This window comes from uncultured Streptococcus sp. (assembly GCF_915066115.1).
Classification (GTDB): Bacteria; Bacillota; Bacilli; order Lactobacillales; family Streptococcaceae; genus Streptococcus.
In genome coordinates this window covers 1-19,535 of the sequence record NZ_CAJZDT010000021.1, presented here as the reverse complement: position 1 = coordinate 19,535, position 19,535 = coordinate 1, and the positions used below count along the sequence as shown (strand labels likewise).

General features: G+C 41.9%; 17 protein-coding genes. 3 read left to right on the top strand and 14 right to left on the bottom strand.

The window, feature by feature from the left end; all coding sequences use genetic code 11:
• The first annotated feature begins 149 nt into the window (after positions 1-149).
• Entirely contained in the window at positions 150-2,267 is a 2,118-nt protein-coding gene (locus tag QZ565_RS02815) for an LTA synthase family protein (protein ID WP_295525259.1), read from the top strand.
• A 66-nt stretch (positions 2,268-2,333) separates the two neighbouring features.
• Here the strand turns inward: QZ565_RS02815 and QZ565_RS02810 are convergent, their stop codons facing one another.
• Together QZ565_RS02810 and QZ565_RS02805 are read right to left on the bottom strand one after the other, a co-directional pair.
• Positions 2,334-3,968: a hypothetical protein gene (locus tag QZ565_RS02810; protein WP_295525253.1), complete on the bottom strand. Its 1,635-nt coding sequence runs from the start codon at positions 3,966-3,968 to the stop codon at positions 2,334-2,336.
• The gene (locus QZ565_RS02805; RefSeq protein ID WP_295525250.1) at positions 3,949-4,698 is read right to left on the bottom strand and encodes an ABC transporter ATP-binding protein; all 750 of its coding nucleotides are present in this window, start codon (positions 4,696-4,698) and stop codon (positions 3,949-3,951) included. Before QZ565_RS02805 ends, QZ565_RS02810 begins: the two co-directional genes overlap by 20 nt.
• Positions 4,699-4,875: 177 nt before the next feature.
• Between QZ565_RS02805 and QZ565_RS02800 the strand changes: the two genes are divergently transcribed.
• Positions 4,876-6,330, top strand: coding sequence for an alpha-amylase (locus QZ565_RS02800; protein WP_295525247.1), 1,455 nt, complete (start codon positions 4,876-4,878; stop codon positions 6,328-6,330).
• A gap of 89 nt (positions 6,331-6,419) precedes the next feature.
• Here QZ565_RS02800 and alaS read toward each other — a convergent pair whose 3' ends face one another.
• The 10 genes from alaS to budA form a co-directional block, all read right to left on the bottom strand.
• Complete coding sequence (gene alaS / locus QZ565_RS02795) at positions 6,420-9,038, bottom strand: alanine--tRNA ligase (protein WP_295525245.1); 2,619 nt, start codon at positions 9,036-9,038, stop codon at positions 6,420-6,422.
• A 21-nt stretch (positions 9,039-9,059) separates the two neighbouring features.
• A complete protein-coding gene (locus tag QZ565_RS02790; RefSeq protein WP_261028926.1) occupies positions 9,060-9,545 on the bottom strand; it encodes an LURP-one-related/scramblase family protein in 486 nt (161 codons plus the stop codon).
• A 273-nt stretch (positions 9,546-9,818) separates the two neighbouring features.
• Entirely contained in the window at positions 9,819-10,061 is a 243-nt protein-coding gene (locus QZ565_RS02785; protein ID WP_125443005.1) for a hypothetical protein, read from the bottom strand.
• Positions 10,062-10,218: 157 nt separating this feature from the next.
• Positions 10,219-11,289 carry an ABC transporter substrate-binding protein gene (locus QZ565_RS02780; RefSeq protein ID WP_049502179.1) on the bottom strand — a complete coding sequence of 357 codons (1,071 nt, stop codon included), beginning with the start codon at positions 11,287-11,289 and terminating at the stop codon, positions 10,219-10,221.
• Positions 11,286-12,059, bottom strand: a complete 774-nt coding sequence (locus QZ565_RS02775; RefSeq protein ID WP_000712740.1) for an ABC transporter permease subunit — start codon at positions 12,057-12,059, stop codon at positions 11,286-11,288. The genes QZ565_RS02780 and QZ565_RS02775 overlap by 4 nt, the downstream gene beginning before the upstream one ends.
• Positions 12,056-12,862 carry an ABC transporter permease gene (locus QZ565_RS02770; protein WP_000753801.1) on the bottom strand — a complete coding sequence of 269 codons (807 nt, stop codon included), beginning with the start codon at positions 12,860-12,862 and terminating at the stop codon, positions 12,056-12,058. Before QZ565_RS02770 ends, QZ565_RS02775 begins: the two co-directional genes overlap by 4 nt.
• Positions 12,843-14,000 carry an ABC transporter ATP-binding protein gene (locus tag QZ565_RS02765; protein ID WP_000742895.1) on the bottom strand — a complete coding sequence of 386 codons (1,158 nt, stop codon included), beginning with the start codon at positions 13,998-14,000 and terminating at the stop codon, positions 12,843-12,845. Before QZ565_RS02765 ends, QZ565_RS02770 begins: the two co-directional genes overlap by 20 nt.
• Before the next feature lie 159 nt (positions 14,001-14,159).
• The gene (gene murB, locus QZ565_RS02760) at positions 14,160-15,065 is read right to left on the bottom strand and encodes a UDP-N-acetylmuramate dehydrogenase (protein ID WP_295525230.1); all 906 of its coding nucleotides are present in this window, start codon (positions 15,063-15,065) and stop codon (positions 14,160-14,162) included.
• A 111-nt stretch (positions 15,066-15,176) separates the two neighbouring features.
• Positions 15,177-15,929 (bottom strand): YhfC family glutamic-type intramembrane protease, encoded by a 753-nt coding sequence (locus tag QZ565_RS02755; protein WP_295525227.1) that lies wholly within the window; start codon positions 15,927-15,929, stop codon positions 15,177-15,179.
• Positions 15,930-15,938: 9 nt separating this feature from the next.
• Positions 15,939-16,670 carry an acetolactate decarboxylase gene (gene budA, locus QZ565_RS02750; RefSeq protein WP_049516062.1) on the bottom strand — a complete coding sequence of 244 codons (732 nt, stop codon included), beginning with the start codon at positions 16,668-16,670 and terminating at the stop codon, positions 15,939-15,941.
• A 140-nt stretch (positions 16,671-16,810) separates the two neighbouring features.
• On the opposite strand from budA, the gene QZ565_RS02745 reads away from it, so the two are divergent.
• Positions 16,811-18,082 (top strand): PLP-dependent aminotransferase family protein, encoded by a 1,272-nt coding sequence (locus QZ565_RS02745; RefSeq protein ID WP_295525222.1) that lies wholly within the window; start codon positions 16,811-16,813, stop codon positions 18,080-18,082.
• 20 nt (positions 18,083-18,102) lie between these two features.
• On the opposite strand, the gene QZ565_RS02740 is transcribed toward QZ565_RS02745, so the two are convergent.
• Both QZ565_RS02740 and QZ565_RS02735 read right to left on the bottom strand, forming a co-directional pair.
• On the bottom strand, positions 18,103-18,918 hold the full coding sequence (locus tag QZ565_RS02740; RefSeq protein WP_295525219.1) for an ABC transporter substrate-binding protein: 816 nt from the start codon (positions 18,916-18,918) through the stop codon (positions 18,103-18,105).
• A gap of 120 nt (positions 18,919-19,038) precedes the next feature.
• On the bottom strand, positions 19,039-19,506 hold the full coding sequence (locus tag QZ565_RS02735; RefSeq protein ID WP_295525216.1) for an NUDIX domain-containing protein: 468 nt from the start codon (positions 19,504-19,506) through the stop codon (positions 19,039-19,041).
• Positions 19,507-19,535 lie beyond the last annotated feature (29 nt).

Below are 19,535 nucleotides of genomic sequence, written 5' to 3'. Positions count from 1 at the left end.
AGTCCCTATTATAGCGAATTTTGTGACAATTCTCAAAAAAGAAACTACCCTTGCTTTTTTACTCTAGTTTTAAAAAATGGTATACTAATACTAATAAAAAATTAGGAAGTAAATGTGTGAAAAGCAATTTTAACAAAATCCAAAAAGCCATGGGTACCAGACTGGGTTTTGTCCTAACCCTTTTAATCCTCTATTGGCTCAAAACCTTATTAGCCTATGCCGTTGACTTTAATTTAGATATTCAATTGGGCAAGCTGCAAGGGAGTTACCTTGCCTTTATCGCCTTTTTCAATCCCCTTCCCTTGGGACTCCTCCTGCTGGCTCTAGCCCTCTATGCTCGCTCAACCAAGATCTTTTATGGCCTTAGTATAGCTATTTATAGCCTTTTGTTCATTTGGCTTTATTCCAATATCTTTTACTATCGAGAATTTAGTGACTTTATCACGGCCAATACCATGAAAGTGGTCAGCAAGGTGTCTGTTGGTACTGCCGAACTAGAGTTACTGCGCTTTTGGGATTTCATCTATTTTATGGATTTCCCATTGCTGGCTTATCTTCTCTATAAGAAGCTCATCCAGCTGGATAGGAGACCTTTCAAATTCCGCTCCAGTGTTGCTATCACTGCTCTCTCAGCCCTGCTCTTTTCTGCTAATCTTTTCTTGGCTGAAATCGAACGTCCCGATCTCCTATCGCGAGGATTTTCTAATTATTATATTGTTCGTGCCCTTAGTTTGCCAGCCTTTTTAGGTTATAGTGCCAACCAATCCTATAGCGCCAACAAAGAACGTGCCAAGGCCTCTGAGACCGACCTGCAACCCATTACAGATTATGTCCAAGAACATTCGGCTAAGCCTAATCCAGACTATTCTGGCCTTGCCAAAGGGAAAAATGTGATTTATCTCCACTTGGAGAGTTTTCAGCAGTTCCTATTGGACTATAAACTCAACATAGATGGAACTGAGCATGAAGTCACTCCCTTCCTTAATTCACTCTACCATTCGCAATCAACCCTAGCCTTTTCGAATATCTTTAACCAAGTCAAGGCTGGTAAGACCTCAGATGCGGAAACCATGCTGGAGACTGGTTTGTTTGGACTTGACCAAGGTTCCTTCATGGTCAACTATGGAGGTACCAATACCCAGCAGGCTGCGCCTTTTATCCTATCAAAAAATGGCTACCAATCAAGTGCAGTCTTTCATGGTAATATTGGGACCTTCTGGAACCGAAATACAACCTACAAACAATGGGGCTACCAATACTTCTTTGATGCTTCCTATTTTACCAAGCAAGACAGTAGCAATTCTTTCCAATATGGTTTAAATGATAAAATCATGATGAAAGATTCTATTCAATATCTAGAGCACTTGCAGCAGCCTTTTTATGCCAAGTATATCACGGTGTCCAATCACTATCCTTATGCTAGCAATCTGACAGGCGATGAGCTTGGTTTCCCCTTGGCTAAAACCAAAGATGAAACAATCAACGGCTACTTCCAAACGGCTAACTATCTGGATAGTGCTATCAAGGCCTTCTTTGACTATCTCAAAGAAAGCGGCCTCTATGAAAAATCCATCATCGTCATCTACGGAGACCATTATGGAATTTCTAACTCCCGCAATCCTGACCTCGCTCCCTTGATTGGCAAGACTTCTGAGAACTGGTCGAATTACGACAATGCCATGTTGCAACGAGTGCCTTTTATGGTGGTCATGCCTGGCTATGAAAAAGGACAAATCATCAATACCTACGGTGGACAAATCGATATCTTACCAACTCTCGAACACCTCCTTGGTATTGAGTCCAATTCCTTCCTTCAGGTTGGGCAAGACCTCCTATCACCAGACCATCAAGAAATCGTTGCCTTTCGGACTGCTAATTCCTTCGTCACACCCAAATATACCAGCTACGACGGACGAACCTACTATACTGAGAGCGGTCTTGAAATCAGTAATCTTGATGAACAAGCTCAGACTGAACTAGAAATCGTTCGGCAGGCAGCCAGCCAACAGCTAAAAATCAGCGACCAAATTCAAACTGGTGATTTGATACGTTTCTACCAAGCAGATCATCTTGGAAAAGTTGATACAGAAAGTATTTCTTACCTCAATTCATTACCAATTCTTCAAAAGATTGAGCAGGAAAAAGGAAGTCAATCAACCAGTCTCTTTAGCCAACGACAAGGTAAAACCAGTACTGACCTTTTCAAAGCTCCAAGTTACCAAGAACTCCATCCAGAGTCGGCAGAAACCGAATCAAAATCACAATAAAAGATGCTCTTCCATCGTGGAGGAGCATTTCTTTTTAAAAATTTATCAAGCAAGCGATCAACTAGCTCATCTTTTTTCTATTTCTGCCAATATGCGTGATAGATAATAATGATAGCCAAAAATAGCAAGACCAAGCAGAAGGATCAGAGCTCCTACTCCCAAGCTAATGGCAAGGATAGAGGAGAGAGACCGAACCAAGAATAAGCTCCCTATTACAAGGGCCATTAGGATTGCACTATAAATAAACAATAAAACCATTGCTACTATACGATTTGAACGGTTCACCAAGTCCGTAATGCTACTCCAATTGGTTGACAGATTTTTCACGTCCTTAAAGTAATGGTGGCAGGAAAGGATGACACTGGCAAGGATCCATGCCACAAGAAGGTAAATCATCGAAAGGATGGGCAAGCCTAGATATAGAGAAAGGCCAAGTAAAGTCAGAACTGGTAAAAAGGACTGGACAGCAAAGATAATCCAAAATTTCACTTTAACATAACGAGCAAAGTCAAAGGGCAAACTCTTAAGAAAATCAACATTTTCCCTCTCCAAGGACAAGGCAATTGAATGCAGGCTGGTGATATTGTTATTGACAACTGCTATAAACAATCCTATAAAAAACAAGGGTAACCAGTATGGAGGATGAATATCTGGAACTATCTGAGAATCTCGGATTTTGGAAATTAGACCAATCATCATGAGATAAGGAAGGAAAGCACTTGTAAAAAGCACTGTAATCACGCCAGTCCCCTGTCCCAAAAGGGTGAGGTGGTAGCGTAAAACCATACGGAAAAATCCTTTTTTAGTAGTTGAAATCCTCTCCTTGCTGCGACGTTCTTTTTTGACCTTCTCCTCACTATTAAGTAGGATCACATCATAAAAACGAGGCAAAACCTTCTTTTTACTCAAGTAAAGCAAGAAGAGAGTTAGTCCTATCCAAGCGAGCAGACCCAGGATGGCTTCTATCGAAAAAGGCTCCACTGCTATTTTGTAAAAGAGATGAATAGGATAAAGAAGAGGTGGAATGTCTCTAACTCTGTCAACTATAACTCCAGAAGTCGACTGTAGAAAGAAAACAAATATTAAAGGTATGAGAACCCCTATCCCAATCATCACATTCGAAAAAATAGACTGATACTTTCTGAAGACCCTAGTCTGAGCCAAGAAATGTACTGCCACTACCATCACTAAAGTAACAGAGACAAATAATAAGGTCAAGGACAGTAGCATCAAAGGCAAGCCTAGCCAAAAAGAAGGAGCTAGCCTAATATAGAGGACTAGAAAATAAGCTAGGATTGGTACAATTCCAGGCAGAGCTGGCAAGAGGACAGACAGTCCTTTAGCGATTATAATCTCTGATTCTTTAAAGGCATAGGGTCTATACGATACCAAATCCTTACTCTCATAAAAGACATTGTAAAATGCAGTGAAAGAAGTTGAAAAGGCAAGCACCAGTAAAATAGCAACCATGCTACTAAAAAAACTTGGCATTTCCTCAAAAGGAAAACGAAAGGCTATATTTATAAACATGAAAAGCATCAAGAGACTGGAAAAAATGTAAGAACTTAGGACTCTAGCGGAAACATTTACTTTTTTTCCAGGATTTTTAGCTTGCTGCTTTCGTAGGTTAGCCAGATTAGCTTCTTGAGATGAATAGAGGATATTGATATCAACTAATTTTTTAATGACTTTGAGACGCATCCGCAACCTCCTCTTTTCTACCGGCAAGGCTAAGATAGATACTTTCCAAAGACTGGTCTGGGTGGCCTTTTCTCAAGTCCTCTACGCTACCACAATAAATCAAATGCCCCTTTTTCAAAATGGCAATCCGATCACAGACTTGCTCAGCTACCTCTAGGACATGGGTTGAAAACAAGACCGTCTTGCCTTTTTGTGCATGCTCCTTCATCATCTGCTTCAAATCAAAGGCAGCCTGGGGATCCAAACCAGTCAAGGGTTCATCCAAAACCCAAATATCGGGATCAGACAAGAGTGCTCCGATGACAAAGACTTTCTGACGCATTCCGTGAGAAAGAGTTTCAATAACCTGATAACGATTTTCAGCAAAATCAAAAACGTTCAATAGCCTAGCTAGACTAGTCTCCAAGTCAGAGCTAGTCAGATCATAGGATGAGGCGATCAATTCCCAAAATTCATTGGCCGTTAAACGCAAAAATAAATCAGGCGAGTCTGCTACGTAGCCAATTTTTCGTTTAATAGCTAAACGATTTTCCGATAACTCCTGACCGTCTACCAAAATACGACCACTGCTGGGTGAAATGATACTGACTAAGGATTTTATAGTGGTCGATTTTCCAGCCCCATTATGGCCAATCAAGCCCATAATCTCTCCATTTTCAATCTGCAAATTGAGATTGCTCAAGGCCTCTTTATCACCATACAACTTACTAACATTTTGAAATTCAATCATGAGAAATCTCCTCTCTTTATCTATGTAATTTACTATAATTATAGCGCTTTCATTTTAAAAATCAACATTTTATATAAAATAGTCAAAAACTTATTATTCAGTTTTACGCAAACGATTGAGCTAACCAATACTTTATGATAGAATAAAGAACAAGATTGACAAGTAAGAGGAAACATCATGCAAAATCAAACACTCATGCAATACTTTGAATGGTATCTGCCCCACGACGGCCAGCACTGGACGCGTCTAGCTGAAGATACTCCACACCTAGCCGATCTCGGTATCAGCCATGTCTGGATGCCACCAGCTTTTAAAGCTACCAACGAAAAAGATGTAGGCTATGGGGTCTATGACCTATTTGACCTTGGTGAGTTCAACCAGAAAGGGACTGTCCGCACCAAGTATGGTTTCAAAGAAGACTATCTTCAAGCCATTCAAGCACTAAAAGCACATGGGATCCAGCCTATGGCCGATGTGGTGCTCAATCACAAGGCTGCTGCCGATCACATGGAAGCCTTTCAAGTCATCGAAGTGGATCCGGTTGACCGTACAGTCGAGCTCGGAGAACCCTTCACCATCAATGGCTGGACTAGCTTTACCTTCGATGGTCGCCAAGATACCTATAATGACTTTCACTGGCACTGGTACCACTTCACCGGTACAGACTATGATGCCAAACGCCGCAAGTCTGGCATTTATCTGATTCAAGGAGACAACAAGGGGTGGGCAAATGAGGAATTAGTCGATAATGAAAACGGTAACTATGACTACCTCATGTATGCCGACCTAGACTTTAAACATCCTGAAGTCATCCAAAATATCTATGACTGGGCTGACTGGTTCATGGAAACGACTGGTGTAGCTGGTTTCCGCTTGGATGCCGTCAAACATATCGATTCTTTCTTTATGGGCAATTTCATCCGCGATATGAAGGAAAAATACGGTGAGGATTTCTATGTTTTTGGTGAATTTTGGAATCCTGACAAGGAAGCTAACCTAGACTATCTTGAAAAAACGGAAGAACGTTTTGACCTTGTCGATGTTCGTCTCCACCAGAATCTCTTTGAAGCCAGTCAAGCTGGCGCAAGCTATGACCTTCGTGGTATTTTCACAGATAGCTTGGTTGAACTCAAACCTGACAAGGCTGTGACTTTTGTCGACAACCACGATACCCAACGTGGTCAGGCTCTTGAGTCTACTGTTGAAGAATGGTTCAAACCAGCAGCCTATGCCCTCATTCTATTACGCCAAAATGGACTTCCATGTGTCTTTTACGGAGACTACTATGGGATTTCAGGGCAGTATGCTCAACAAGATTTCAAAGAAGTCCTTGACCGCCTCCTAGCCATCCGAAAAGATTTGGCCTATGGAGAACAAAATGACTACTTTGATGATCCTAACTGTATCGGTTGGGTACGTTCAGGTGCTGAAAATCAATCCCCAATCGCAGTTCTCATCTCAAATGACCAAGAAAACAGCAAATCAATGTTTATCGGCCAAGAATGGGCTAACCAAACCTTTGTAGATCTACTTGAAAACCACCAAGCTCAAGTTATCATCGATGAGGAAGGTTATGGACAATTTCCAGTCTCAGCTGCTTCGGTAAGTGTCTGGGCAGCCAATACTATCTAATAGCTTATAATCATCAAGCCAGATCCAAGCGGATTTGGTTTTTTTGTATTCACAAAAAGACCTACCCAAATGGATAGATCTTTGTTTTCTTACAATTTACCTGCTACGGCATCCAACAATTCTTGGATTTTAGCTTGATTGCTTCCTCCTGCCATGGCCATGTCTGGTTTACCTCCACCACGTCCATCGACGATTGGTGCTAATTCTTTGACAAGGTTTCCTGCATGAAGGTCTTTTGTCTTGCTTGCTACAAGGACATTGACTTTGTCACCGATAGCAGCAACTAGGACAAGAAGATCAGAGTAGTCTTTTTGTTTCCAGTTATCCGCAAAAGTACGAAGGGCACCAGCGTCAGATACAGATACTTGGCTAGCAATGTAACGGTGACCATTGACTTCCTTCACATCCTTGAAGATATCGCCTGCGGCTGCAGCTGCGGCTTTTTCTTTCAATTCAGCATTTTCTTTTTGAAGTTGACGAAGTTGTTCTTGAAGTCCTTCTACCTTATGAGGGACTTCTTTAAGTTGAGGTGCTTTCAAGGTTGCTGCGACAGCTTTAAGAGCATCTTCTTGTTCGCGGTAGGCTTCAAAGGCTTCCTTACCAGTCACTGCCAAGATACGGCGAGTTCCTGATCCAATCCCTTCTTCTTTGACAATCTTGAAGAGACCAATTTCAGAAGTGTTACCAACGTGGGTACCACCACAAAGCTCGATAGAGTAGTCACCGATAGTAACAACACGGACTTCCTTACCGTATTTCTCACCAAAGAGGGCCATAGCTCCCATTTCTTTGGCAGTGTCAATATCCGTTTCAACTGTCTTCACTTCAAGAGCTTCCCAGATTTTCTCGTTGACTTGCTGTTCAATCGCACGCAATTCTTCAGCAGTCACTGCTTGGAAGTGGGTAAAGTCAAAGCGAAGGAATTCAACTTCGTTAAGAGATCCTGCTTGTGTTGCGTGATTCCCAAGGATATTATGAAGGGCAGCGTGAAGCAAGTGAGTCGCAGTGTGGTTTTTCATAACACGGTGACGACGATTTGTATCAATTGCCAAGGTATATTCTTGGTTCAAGGCAAGCGGTGCAAGAACTTCAACTGTATGAAGGGCTTGTCCGTTTGGTGCTTTCTGAACATTTGTCACAGTAGCTACAACCTTGCCTGACCCATCCAAGATTTGTCCGTGGTCAGCTACTTGTCCACCCATTTCAGCATAGAATGGCGTTTCCGCAAAGATCAGTGATGCAGTTCCTTCTGCTACAGCTTCTACTTCTGCATTGTCAGCCACGATAGCTACCAATTTAGAAGACAATTGGCTAGCATTATAGTTGAAGACACTTTCTACAGTGATGTTTTGAAGGGTTTCATTTTGCATACCCATTGAACCACCTTTGACAGCTGAGGCACGCGCACGTTCCTGCTGTTCTTTCATGGCTGCTTCAAATCCTTCACGGTCTACAGTCATCCCAGCTTCTTCAGCGATTTCTTCAGTCAATTCAACTGGGAATCCATAAGTATCATAAAGTTTGAAGACATCTGAACCAGCAATGACAGATTGACCTTTTTCTTTCAAGTCTGCTACGATGCCTTGGGCAAAGTGTTGACCTGAGTGAAGGGTACGGGCAAATGACTCTTCCTCGCTCTTAACGATTTTCTCAATAAAGTCACGTTTTTCAAGCACTTCTGGGTAGTAGCTTTCCATGATTTTTCCAACAGTTGGAACGAGTTTGTAAAGGAAAGGCTCGTTGATGCCCAATTTTTGACCATGCATAGAAGCACGACGGAGAAGACGGCGAAGGACGTAACCACGACCTTCATTTCCTGGAAGGGCACCATCCCCAATGGCAAATGAAAGAGAACGGATGTGGTCAGCGATGACCTTAAAGCTCATGTTATCGCCATCTTGGTCATAGACCTTACCAGACAATTTCTCCACTTCACGAATGATTGGCATGAAGAGGTCGGTTTCAAAGTTTGTCTTAGCCCCTTGGATAACCGCTACCAAACGCTCCAAGCCAGCGCCCGTATCAATGTTTTTGTGTGGCAATTCCTTGTACTCACTACGAGGAATAGCAGGATCTGCGTTAAATTGTGACAAAACGATGTTCCAGATTTCGATATAACGGTCGTTTTCGATATCTTCTGCAAGAAGGCGAAGACCGATATTTTCTGGGTCAAAGGCTTCTCCACGGTCAAAGAAAATTTCTGTATCAGGTCCAGAAGGTCCCGCACCGATTTCCCAGAAATTATCCTCGATTGGAATCAAGTGGCTTGGGTCCACTCCTACTGCAATCCAGCGGTTGTAAGAATCTTTATCGTCTGGATAGTAGGTCATGTAAAGTTTTTCCGCTGGGAAATCAAACCATTCTGGGCTTGTCAAAAGCTCATAAGCCCAAGTAATGGCCTCATCACGGAAGTAATCCCCGATAGAAAAGTTCCCCAACATTTCAAACATAGTATGGTGACGTGCAGTCTTCCCTACGTTTTCAATATCGTTGGTACGGATAGCCTTTTGGGCATTGGTAATACGCGGATTTTCAGGAATGATGGTCCCGTCAAAGTATTTCTTAAGGGTTGCTACCCCAGAATTGATCCACAAAAGAGTTGGGTCATTTACAGGAACCAAACTTACTGATGGTTCTACAGAGTGACCTTTGGTCGCCCAGAAATCAAGCCACATTTGGCGTACTTGTGCACTAGATAGTTGTTTCATATTGTCTCCTTATTTACTTGTTTAATGTGATTGGCTTTCCAGCATTTCCACATAGTCAATCGCGACACAGAGGGAAATGACTAGGTCTGCATAAGAGTCCTCAAGAACCGTTACGGTATAGGTAGAGGTCAGATGGAAGAGTTCCTTCTTAATTTCTGCAATCATCTGATCACGATCATCCAGCAATTTGAAATTCAAATCCCAGATATTGCCCTCGATACGAAGACCCAGATTATCAAACTCATACTTATCTCGCCAGAAGGTCAACTTCTTACGAATGACAAAACTCGAGCCATCCCGAAGCTGAATCTCAAAACGAGGAAGCAAGGTCAAGATTTCTTTACTGATCTGACTGACCTGTTCACCATAGGCATCATAGATGGTAAAGGTTTTAGGAATCTTAAAAAACGATCCCTCCACCTGATAGGCGATTTCTCCCCTGTCATCCTTGATAGCGAAACGTTCGCCTCCAAGACGAAACTTTTGTTTGACAAGAAATGTTTTCATCAACACCTCCAAAAATCAAAAGACAAGCTCATATCACGAAGGGCGAAAAACCGCGGTACCACCTTCATTCAATGAACTTGTCATTCTCTTGTTCTTATGCAATTGTTAAATTGAGTAGCATGACTTTCTAGCTTAGATGGCTCGCAGCACCGCCATTTCTCTGGACTAAGATGATTGAAAATCAATTCTCAACTTTCTTATTATAACGTTTTTTTAAGCTTGCGTCAACTGGAAATGATTCCCATTTAAATAACCCATTACCTACATCTCAGATTACTTTTTCAGAATATATTTTTTCTTACTGCTATCACTCTTTTTATCCCAACTTTTATTCCAAAGTTTTGAATTGTTAAAGATAGCTACGAAAATATTTGCAAATATAAAGAACCCTATCACCAAATGTATGGAATCAGTTGTTAGGTATTGTCGATCCAAGCCATCCTTTAAATGGAATAGTATAATTGTTTCGTCAACAATCAAAAAGGTTGGCCAATAACTTTTTTTGAAAAAGTAGATATCTTCATTTTTTGTTACCGCTTTCTGTAAGGTTAAGATTAGTATACTACTAGGCTAAAAAATAAGCAACCAGAATAGAAAAAGATAAGGTTGTAAAAATTGCCTTTTACATAAAAAACGAACCAGCTTGACTGATTCGTTTCGTGACTGCTAACTCCTACTTCCGATACATTTTAAATTGTAGGAAGAGGTCGCTGTATTTACCTGTCCATTTATGGTCAAATTTCTCATAAACTTCTAGGTGTTTCATGGTTTCAGCATCTGGATAGAAGGCCTTGTCTTCTTTTTTCTCCTCTGGTAGCAATTCCTTAGCTGGTAGGTTTGGTGTTGAATAGCCGACATACTCCGCATTTTTGAGAGCATTTTCAGGTTTCAACATAAAGTTGATAAAGGCATAGGCTGCGCCTTGGTTTTTGACTGTTTTTGGTATAACCATATTGTCAAACCAAAGGTTGCTGGCCTCAGTTGGTACCACATAGCGTAGATTTTCATTTTTTTCTAGCATTTGGCTAGCTTCACCAGAGAAGGTCACGCCGATAGCAGCGTTGTTCTGAATCATGTATCCCTTCATCTCGTCTGCAACGATAGCCTTGATATTTGGAGTCAATTTGTAGAGTTTGTCTACTGTCTCTTCCAACTGCTGGGTATCCTTTGAGTTGAGGCTATAACCCAGAGAGTTGAGACCTAACCCCAGCACCTCACGCGCCCCATCAAAGAGCATGATGGAGTTCTTATACTCTGGCTTCCAGAGGTCATCCCAATGCTCAGGCGCTTGATCGACCATGGTTTCATTGTAGACAATTCCCAGTGTTCCCCAGAAGTAAGGAATGGAGAATTTATTGCCTGGGTCAAAGGACTGGTTGAGGAACTCTGGTCCGATATTTTCAAGACCTTCAAGTTTTGAATAGTCAAGCGGTACTAAGAGGTCTTCGTCCTTCATCTTGTTGATCATGTATTCACTTGGGATGGCAATATCGTAGGTCGTTCCACCCTGCTTGATCTTGGTATACATGGCTTCGTTGGAGTCAAAGGTCTCATACTGGACTTGGATTCCTGTCTCTTCTGTAAACTGAGTCAAGAGTTCAGGATCAATATAGTCTCCCCAGTTATAGATAACCAATTTTTGACTATCTCGGCTATTGATTTTACTGTCTAGATGAGTCGCAATTCCCCACAAGACCAGAATAATGGCTACAATTCCTGCTAAAAATGAATAGAGTTTTTTCATGCTTGCTCCTCCTTCTCACGTGAGATAAAGTAATATCCAACAACTAGGATAATACTAAAGAGAAAGACGAGGGCAGACAGGGCATTGATTTCTAGCGAAATCCCTTTGCGAGCACGAGAATAAATCTCGACTGACAGGGTTGAAAAGCCATTTCCCGTTACAAAGAAGGTCACGGCAAAGTCATCTAGCGAATAGGTGAAGGCCATGAAGTAACCTGCAATGATAGACGGAGTCAGGTAAGGAAGCATGATTTCCTTGAACATCTGAAATTGACTGGCACCAAGGTCATAGGCCGCATGAATCATGTCACCGTTCATTTCCTTGAGTCGAGGCAAGACCATCAAGACCACGATAGGAATCGAGAAGGCCACATGACTAGATAGAACGGTCAAAAAGCCAAGTGAAAACTTGAGTTGGGTAAAGAGAATCAAGAAGCTGGCACCAATCATAACGTCAGGCGCAACCATGAGGATATTATTGAGTGATAGAAAAGCTTCTTGGTATTTCTTACGAGACTGGTAAATGTAAATAGCTCCAAAAGTCCCGATAATGGTCGCTATCAATGCTGACAGAAAGGCCAAGAAAAAGGTCTGGGTCACAATTAACATAAGGCGACCATCGCCAAACATGGTTTTAAAATGGCTCAAGCTAAAGCCTGTAAAGCTGTTCATGTCGTTGCCTGCATTAAAGGCGTAGCCAATCAAGTAAAAAATCGGCAGGTAGAGGACAAGAAAGACCAGTCCCAGATAAAGGTTGGCAAATTTTTTCATCGTTCTCTCCTTTCCTTGGTCACCCACATGGTGATGAACATGGTCAGAATGAGAATCACACCGATGGTAGAACCCATACCGTAGTTGTCATTTGTCAGGAAGTTCTGCTCAATAGCCGTTCCCAGCGTAATAACACGGTTCCCACCAATCAAACGGGTCAGCATGAAGAGACTCAAGCTTGGAATAAAGACCGACTGAACTCCACTTCGCACACCATTCATCGATAGAGGGAAGATGACATGACGGAAGGTCTCCCACTTGGTCGCACCGAGGTCGTAGCTGGCATTGATGAGGTTGTTATCCATATCGTCCAAGACATTGAAAATCGGCAATATCATAAAGGGAAGCTCGATGTAGCTTGCGACAAAGATAAAGGAGAAATCGGTAAAGAGCAACTGTTGCGAACCGATTCCGATAAATTCAAGGAATTGGTTAATAGAGCCATTTTGACCAAAAATCCCAATAAAGGCATAGGCTTTAAGGAGCAAATTAATCCAAGTTGGCAGGATAATCAGCATGAGCCAGAGTTGACGGTGCTTGAGACGGGTCAAAAAGAGGGCTGTTGGATAACTGATAAGCAAGGTCACAAAGGTCACAATTCCTGCATAGAGTACAGAGTTGAAACTCATTTTGAGATAGGTCAAGTTTTGTGACGCAAAGTAGGACTTATAATTTTCTAAACTGAACTGGCCTTCGATATTGAAAAAGGATTGACCGAAAATCAAGACCAAGGGTGCCAGGACAAAGAGGGCAATCCAAAGCATGTAGGGCACTACAAAGAGTTTAGAGCTTGTTTTCTTCATCTCTTTCCTCCTCGATTGCATTGATCAAACCTGCTTCTTGCTCTTCAATTTCTACGTATTCTTCGATACGAGCATCGAACTCTTCTTCGGTTTCGTTGAGGCGCATGATGTGGATGTCTTCTGGTTCAAAGTCCAGACCGATTTCCTCACCAACGATAGCCTTACGAGTTGAGTGGATCATCCATTCATTCCCAAGTTCGTCATAGGCGATAATTTCATAGTGAACTCCACGGAAGAGCTGGGTATCCACCTTAACTTGGAGCTTGCCTTCTTCAGGAAGGGTAATCCGCAAGTCCTCTGGACGAATCACGACCTCAACAGGTTCATTTGGCTTCATCCCTCCATCGACCGCTTCAAAGCGTTTGCCGTTAAACTCAACCAAGTAGTCCTCAATCATGGTTCCTGGCAAGATATTTGACTCACCGATAAAGGTGGCAACAAAATGGTTAATTGGCTCATCGTAGATGTCCACAGGTGTTCCTGACTGGACAATCTCACCATCGTTCATAACAAAAATCCAGTCACTCATGGCAAGGGCTTCTTCCTGATCGTGAGTGACAAAGACAAAGGTAATGCCCAATCGTTGTTGCAGTTCACGCAGTTCGTACTGCATGTCTGTTCGTAATTTTAAGTCCAACGCTGACAAAGGCTCGTCCAACAAAACCACACGAGGTTGGTTGATGATGGCACGGGCAATGGCAACACGCTGACGTTGTCCTCCAGAGAGTTTACGGATGGAACGTTTTTCATACCCTTCCAACTGAACCATCTTGAGAACTTCCGCTACGCGTTTCTCGATTTCTTTCTTGTCAATCTTGCGCAAGCGGAGTGGAAAAGCAACATTTTCAAACACATTCATATGTGGAAACAAGGCATAGGATTGGAAGACCGTATGGACGTCTCGCTTGTTGGTTGGGATGTCATTGATACGGACACCATCCAGCAAAATATCTCCTGTCGTCGCATCCAGTAAACCTGCAATGATGTTAAGGATAGTTGATTTCCCTGAACCAGATGCGCCTAGAAGGGTATAGAATTTCCCTTCTTCCAACTCAAAGTTGATGTCTTTGAGAACCTTGGTGTTGCTGTCTTCAAAAACTTTAGAGACGTTTTTGAATTCAATAATTGGTTTTTTCAATTGTCATTTATTCCTTCTTTTTCATAGATTAACAGATCAGGGCTCTGTCAGACCGCTACTACCTCGTGTAGGAGATTGAACTGCCTACATTCTTCTGCACTGACGATAGGCTTTCACCCCCTTTCCATGACATAGCAGCAGCTTTTTAGCTAAAGCTTCCTACTTGCTTTCACCTAAAATACGGACTTCTCTCTCAAGAGTAACGCCAGAGTGTTCCTTGACTTTTTCGATAACAGACTCAATCAAGTCCTCGTAATCTTTAGCCGTTCCGTCAGCAACATTGATCATAAATCCTGCGTGCTTTTCAGACACTTCAACACCACCGATACGATAGCCTTTCAAGCCAGCTTCTGAAATTAATTGACCTGCAAAATGACCAACAGGACGCTTAAAGACCGAACCACAAGATGGATATTCTAAAGGTTGCTTGAGTTCACGTAGATGCGTCAAACGATCCATTTCTTGCTTGATAACCTGATTGCTTCCTGGAGCAAGGGCAAATTTAGCTGATAAGACAACTGCACCAGAGTCCTGAATGGCTGAATGGCGGTAACCGAAAGCCAAGTCTTTTGCATACAGGGTCTCGATTTCTCCATCCTTGGTCAAGACCTTACAAGACTGTAAGATGTGAGCAATTTCGCCACCATAGGCACCCGCATTCATAAAGACAGCACCGCCAACGCTTCCTGGAATGCCACAAGCAAACTCAAAACCAGTCAAACTATGACGAAGCGCAATGCGAGTTGTTTCAATCAAGTTAGCACCAGCTTCAGCTTCAATGGTATAGCCATCAACGGAAACATGATTGAGCTTGTCACACAAGATGACAAATCCACGAATCCCACCATCACGAACGATGATGTTGCTGGCATTTCCAAGAACCATCCAAGGAATATTTTCTTGATTAGCAAATTTAACAACGCGCGCCAACTCAAAACGATTTCGTGGAAAGACCAAATAATCGGCCTCTCCACCTACTTTTGTATAACTATAGCTATGCAAGGGTTCCTTGAAACGGATATCAATCCCTTCTAAGATTTCAAGCATTTTTTCTTTTACTGACATGACACTCTTCCTTTTACAAAATTCATTCCATTATACCATTTTTAAGACCATTTGACGACCCTAAAAAAATCTTGGGCTTATTTTAAACAAAAAAAGAGGTTTCCCCTCTTTTTATGATTTTTTACAAAATATATTCTTAGTTACATAGGCAACTAGGATAAGTTCAACAAGTAGAATAACTTCAACCAAGACAGGATTTGTCAGCCAACCAACTTGGGCTAGAGATGGTGCTAGGTCAAAGAAGGCATGTAGACCATAGGCTGCTAGGAGATATGTCCATTTCTTCTGGCGAACAGCCTGATAAACCCAAACTGTCAAAAACAATTGGAATCCTAGAGCCAAAATCCGTTCAAAACCAAGCAAATAAATCTGCCAGACAGACAGTGACTGGATAGTTTTCAACATATTTTCAGACAGTAATTTCATAACCTGTGGATTCTGCGTTTGAACTGCTGAAAGCACGAAATAGAGATTGAGCAAACTGGTGATACCAAGAAAAATCAATTCCAAGCCACCATGCCCCAGCCCATAGGCCAAGGCATCTGCCTTTTCCAAACTTCTCTTTTTCTCCAACCATTTGAAGAAAACAAGACGAGCAGTTTCCTCAAAAAGGGCTGCCATGGCTAATCCATATATAATATAGAGAAGTGGATGGTCCTGCAAGAGGGCAATACTACCGTCTTTTTGAGGGTGCAAAACCAAAACATGTACCAGTTTTTCCAAAATCTGTGAAGAGACAAAGAAAGCTACAGCCCCCAAGCCCAAGACAGCTAGATTGATCTGGTATTTCTTTTTGGCATACCAAATGCTCCCTATCAAGAAAGCCAGCAACAGCACCATGGTAATGATAATATGAATGGTCATTTTCTTCTCCTATTCTGCCTTTTCAATATCTTTTTTCATCTCGTCAACATTGAACTTAGCAAACAAATATTGACGGTCTTGGACTGGGAAACGTTGGTCCAACTGGTCAACCGCTCCCACCTCGATAATACCTTCCTTGATGACAAAGTCCATGACATGTCCACCGAAGGTCAAGTCATCTGAAATGAAGTGCAGATGGTAACCTGCCACACTAACCCCATGGAAAATCTCTGGCGTCCAGAAACCAACGATGGTCCCTGCCACATTGTCTCGACGATATTCAGGCTGATGGGTTGCGACCTCAGCAAACTTGGTATCTGGTGTCGACTTGGGAATCATGCGCACATGCATATGCGAAAATTCCCCACGAATCTTGATGGAGCGGAAAAGATTTTCCCCATCATAATAAGACTCGATTCGCTCTTCCAATTCCTTGTCTGTCATCTCAAAGCGCTGGCGGAAAATAACCTCGGCCTGATGCGGGACCACTGCTGCGTAAGGAATAAGGGCATCGGGTGATACTTCTACAATTTCTGGTTGCTCTCCTGAGCCTTTGGCCTGATAAGCCTTACCATCCAAAACAATCAATTCCCCATCAATAGAATCCAAGGTTCCCAAGCCAAGGTCACCATGCTCCAGCAATTCTCCTACTGTCATGGTACCACCATAAAGGCCAGCCATCAAGGCTCCAAGGGTATTGTATTGAAATAATTTCACTGGTTCCTGCACGTTCTTATCCATTCACTTTCTTGTCTGTTATTCTATAAATCTTACTCCTAAGTATACCACATTTAGCTTTATATGTGAACGAGAGAATCACACTAGACATTGCCAAGAAGAAAAAAAAAGGTACAATGTAACAAAATCAAGGGAGGTCTGGAATGAAGAAACAAAGCAAGTACCAAGAGGTCGTAGCTTATCTGAAAAATAGTATCGAGTCTGGACGCTTTCCAACGGGTAGCCGCCTGCCTTCTATCCGTCAACTGAGCCTTGACTTTCACTGTAGCAAGGATACTGTCCAACGAGCCCTGTTGGAATTACGGCACGAACAATACCTCTATGCCAAACCCCAGAGTGGCTATTATGTTCTAGAACAAGGACAACATCAAGACCTAGAAATCGAGGTTACCGATGAACACGCCAGCGCCTATGACGATTTCCGACTCTGTGTCAATGAAACCTTGATTGGCCGGGAAAACTACCTCTTCAACTACTATGATAACCAAGAAGGATTAGAAGACTTAAGACAATCCATTCATAAACTCCTCTTTGACCAAGCTCTCTACTGCAAGGCTGACCAACTGGTACTGACTTCTGGAACCCAACAAGCTCTTTTTATTCTTTCTCAAATTTCCTTTCCTAGCCAAGCAAAGGAAATCTTGGTGGAACAGCCGACCTACCATCGGATGAATCGCCTCTTGATTGCTCAGAGATTGGACTATCAAACGATTGAACGAGGCATTGATGGGATTGACTTGGAGGAACTGAAAGGCCACTTCAAAACAGGAAAAATTAAGTTTTTCTATACCATTCCTCGTTTTCACTATCCTCTGGGGCATTCCTATTCAGAACAGGACAAACGGGCTATTCTTGACTTGGCTGCCAAGTATGGTGTCTATATCGTAGAGGACGATTATCTGGGGGATTTGGACTCTAAAAAGGGTCAGACCTTCCACTATCTAGATACAGAGGAGCGCGTCATTTATATCAAGTCCTTCTCAACCAGCCTCTTTCCAGCCCTGCGGATAACAGCACTCATCCTTCCAAATGCTATCAAAGAAGCCTTTGTGGCCTACAAAAATATCCTAGACTACGACAGCAACCTCATCATGCAAAAGGCCCTGTCACTCTATATTGACAGTCAATTGTTTGAGAAAAATCGTCTAGCTCGCTTGTCCAATCAGGAAGACTACCAAAAACAAATCGAGGAAAGACTAGCTAACACTCCTTGTCCCCTTCCTCACTTTCCGCTTCATGATAGTTTATTGCTAGATCTGAGACAGTATCCTAAAATTGCTAGTCTCAAACACAGCCAACTGGGCTTGGATTTCTTTGAAGAGGCTTACTTGGGTGCCTGTCCTTACCAATTTGCCAAGGTATCCTTAGACAATCTGGAAAAGGTTTTAAACTATTTAAAAGCAGAATTGGAATGACTTCCAACTCTGCTTTTTTCTTATTGTTCAACTTCTGTTAGGCTTGCTGCTTTTTCAAGATAGCTTTGGTAAGTGCCGTCATCCTTGAGTTTTTGGATGACCTTGTCTACCACTTCTTTTAAATCAGCACTATTTTTTCTAAGGGCAACTGCATTAGCTTCGCCGTCCTTCATCTTCAAGCTGACAGTTGCGACAGCTAGGTCGGCGTTTTTAGCAGCGTAGCTAAGGGCAACTGGCTCATCCATGTGAACAGCATCAACTTTTCCAGCCTGTAATTCATTAACAGCTTCACCCATATTGGTTAGGGAAGTTAATTGCGCTTTTGGCAATTGTTCCTTGACCATTGATTCTGGAACAGTTCCTTTTTGGGCCGCAATATTAGCACTTTCAAGGCTAGTTAAATCCTTGTATTTTTCTACATCGGACTTACGAACCAAAAAACTAATCTTGTTTTCATAGTAGGGGATTGAAAAATCAAAGACTTCTTTTCTCTCATCAGTAGCGCTAATTCCCGCAACTGCTAGGTCAGCCTTACCAGTTTGAAGACTGGTCAAGACATTGTCAAAACTCATGCTTGAAATTTCCAACTTCACCCCAAGTTCATCAGCGATAGCTTGGGCCATATCAATGTCCGCACCGACTACCTGGTTTTTTCCATCAACCAAGGATTGGAATTCAAAGGGTGCATAGTCTGGACTGGTCGTCACAACTAATTTCCCCTTTTGCTTGATGGCCTCAACAGCTGACTGAGAACCGTTAGAATCCGACTGGCAAGCCACTAAGAAGAAACTTGCAAGAAAGCTACATAAAACAAATATCCATTTTTTTGATTTCATAAATAAACAACCTCTCTGTTAATTTTGTATAATTATAACGCTATCCAAGTTGCTTGTCAAGTGTTTTTCTTACATTTTCATAAAATATATTTACTAAAAAATAGAAATACAGTGGTTAGTTTATCTATCTATTGGGAACTTATTTTCAAAAAAATCATTTATCATATCTTGATGCTGCTGGTTTACAATTGCAATATTTTGTATGTCACTATGATCAAAAAATCCTAATTCTAAAGTTTCATCACTTGTAAAAAAATTTGTAGAGATAGAAGTTTCAGATGAAACTAAATACAAGATTGTAAGAACTTGAGCCTCATCACCATTCGGATAACTGTCTGAATATTTTGTATAAACATTTAAGAGTTTTTCCACCCTCACTTCGACTCCTGTTTCTTCATAAAACTCTCGCACTAAAGCTTCTAAAGCCGATTCTCCTAATTCAAGAGCACCACCTGGTAATCCCCACGTTCCTTTATCTGCTCGTTTTTGTAATAAAATTTTTCCTGATTGACTTAATATTCCACAGGTAAAATTTAAAATAATTTTATCTTTCCCAACTTTTTTTCTTATATTCTGTATGTAGTCCATTACTCACCTCTGATAAAAACACATCAATA

Excerpts from the sequence above, each read along its gene's own strand:
- QZ565_RS02815 (WP_295525259.1), top strand. The coding sequence starts at position 150 with ATGGGTACCAGACTGGGTTTTGTCCTAACCCTTTTAATCCTCTATTGG.
- QZ565_RS02810 (WP_295525253.1), bottom strand. The coding sequence starts at position 3,968 with ATGCGTCTCAAAGTCATTAAAAAATTAGTTGATATCAATATCCTCTAT.
- QZ565_RS02805 (WP_295525250.1), bottom strand. The coding sequence starts at position 4,698 with ATGATTGAATTTCAAAATGTTAGTAAGTTGTATGGTGATAAAGAGGCC.
- QZ565_RS02800 (WP_295525247.1), top strand. The coding sequence starts at position 4,876 with ATGCAAAATCAAACACTCATGCAATACTTTGAATGGTATCTGCCCCAC.
- alaS (WP_295525245.1), bottom strand. The coding sequence starts at position 9,038 with ATGAAACAACTATCTAGTGCACAAGTACGCCAAATGTGGCTTGATTTC.
- QZ565_RS02790 (WP_261028926.1), bottom strand. The coding sequence starts at position 9,545 with ATGAAAACATTTCTTGTCAAACAAAAGTTTCGTCTTGGAGGCGAACGT.
- QZ565_RS02780 (WP_049502179.1), bottom strand. The coding sequence starts at position 11,289 with ATGAAAAAACTCTATTCATTTTTAGCAGGAATTGTAGCCATTATTCTG.
- QZ565_RS02775 (WP_000712740.1), bottom strand. The coding sequence starts at position 12,059 with ATGAAAAAATTTGCCAACCTTTATCTGGGACTGGTCTTTCTTGTCCTC.
- QZ565_RS02770 (WP_000753801.1), bottom strand. The coding sequence starts at position 12,862 with ATGAAGAAAACAAGCTCTAAACTCTTTGTAGTGCCCTACATGCTTTGG.
- murB (WP_295525230.1), bottom strand. The coding sequence starts at position 15,065 with ATGTCAGTAAAAGAAAAAATGCTTGAAATCTTAGAAGGGATTGATATC.
- QZ565_RS02755 (WP_295525227.1), bottom strand. The coding sequence starts at position 15,929 with ATGACCATTCATATTATCATTACCATGGTGCTGTTGCTGGCTTTCTTG.
- budA (WP_049516062.1), bottom strand. The coding sequence starts at position 16,670 with ATGGATAAGAACGTGCAGGAACCAGTGAAATTATTTCAATACAATACC.
- QZ565_RS02745 (WP_295525222.1), top strand. The coding sequence starts at position 16,811 with ATGAAGAAACAAAGCAAGTACCAAGAGGTCGTAGCTTATCTGAAAAAT.
- QZ565_RS02740 (WP_295525219.1), bottom strand. The coding sequence starts at position 18,918 with ATGAAATCAAAAAAATGGATATTTGTTTTATGTAGCTTTCTTGCAAGT.
- QZ565_RS02735 (WP_295525216.1), bottom strand. The coding sequence starts at position 19,506 with ATGGACTACATACAGAATATAAGAAAAAAAGTTGGGAAAGATAAAATT.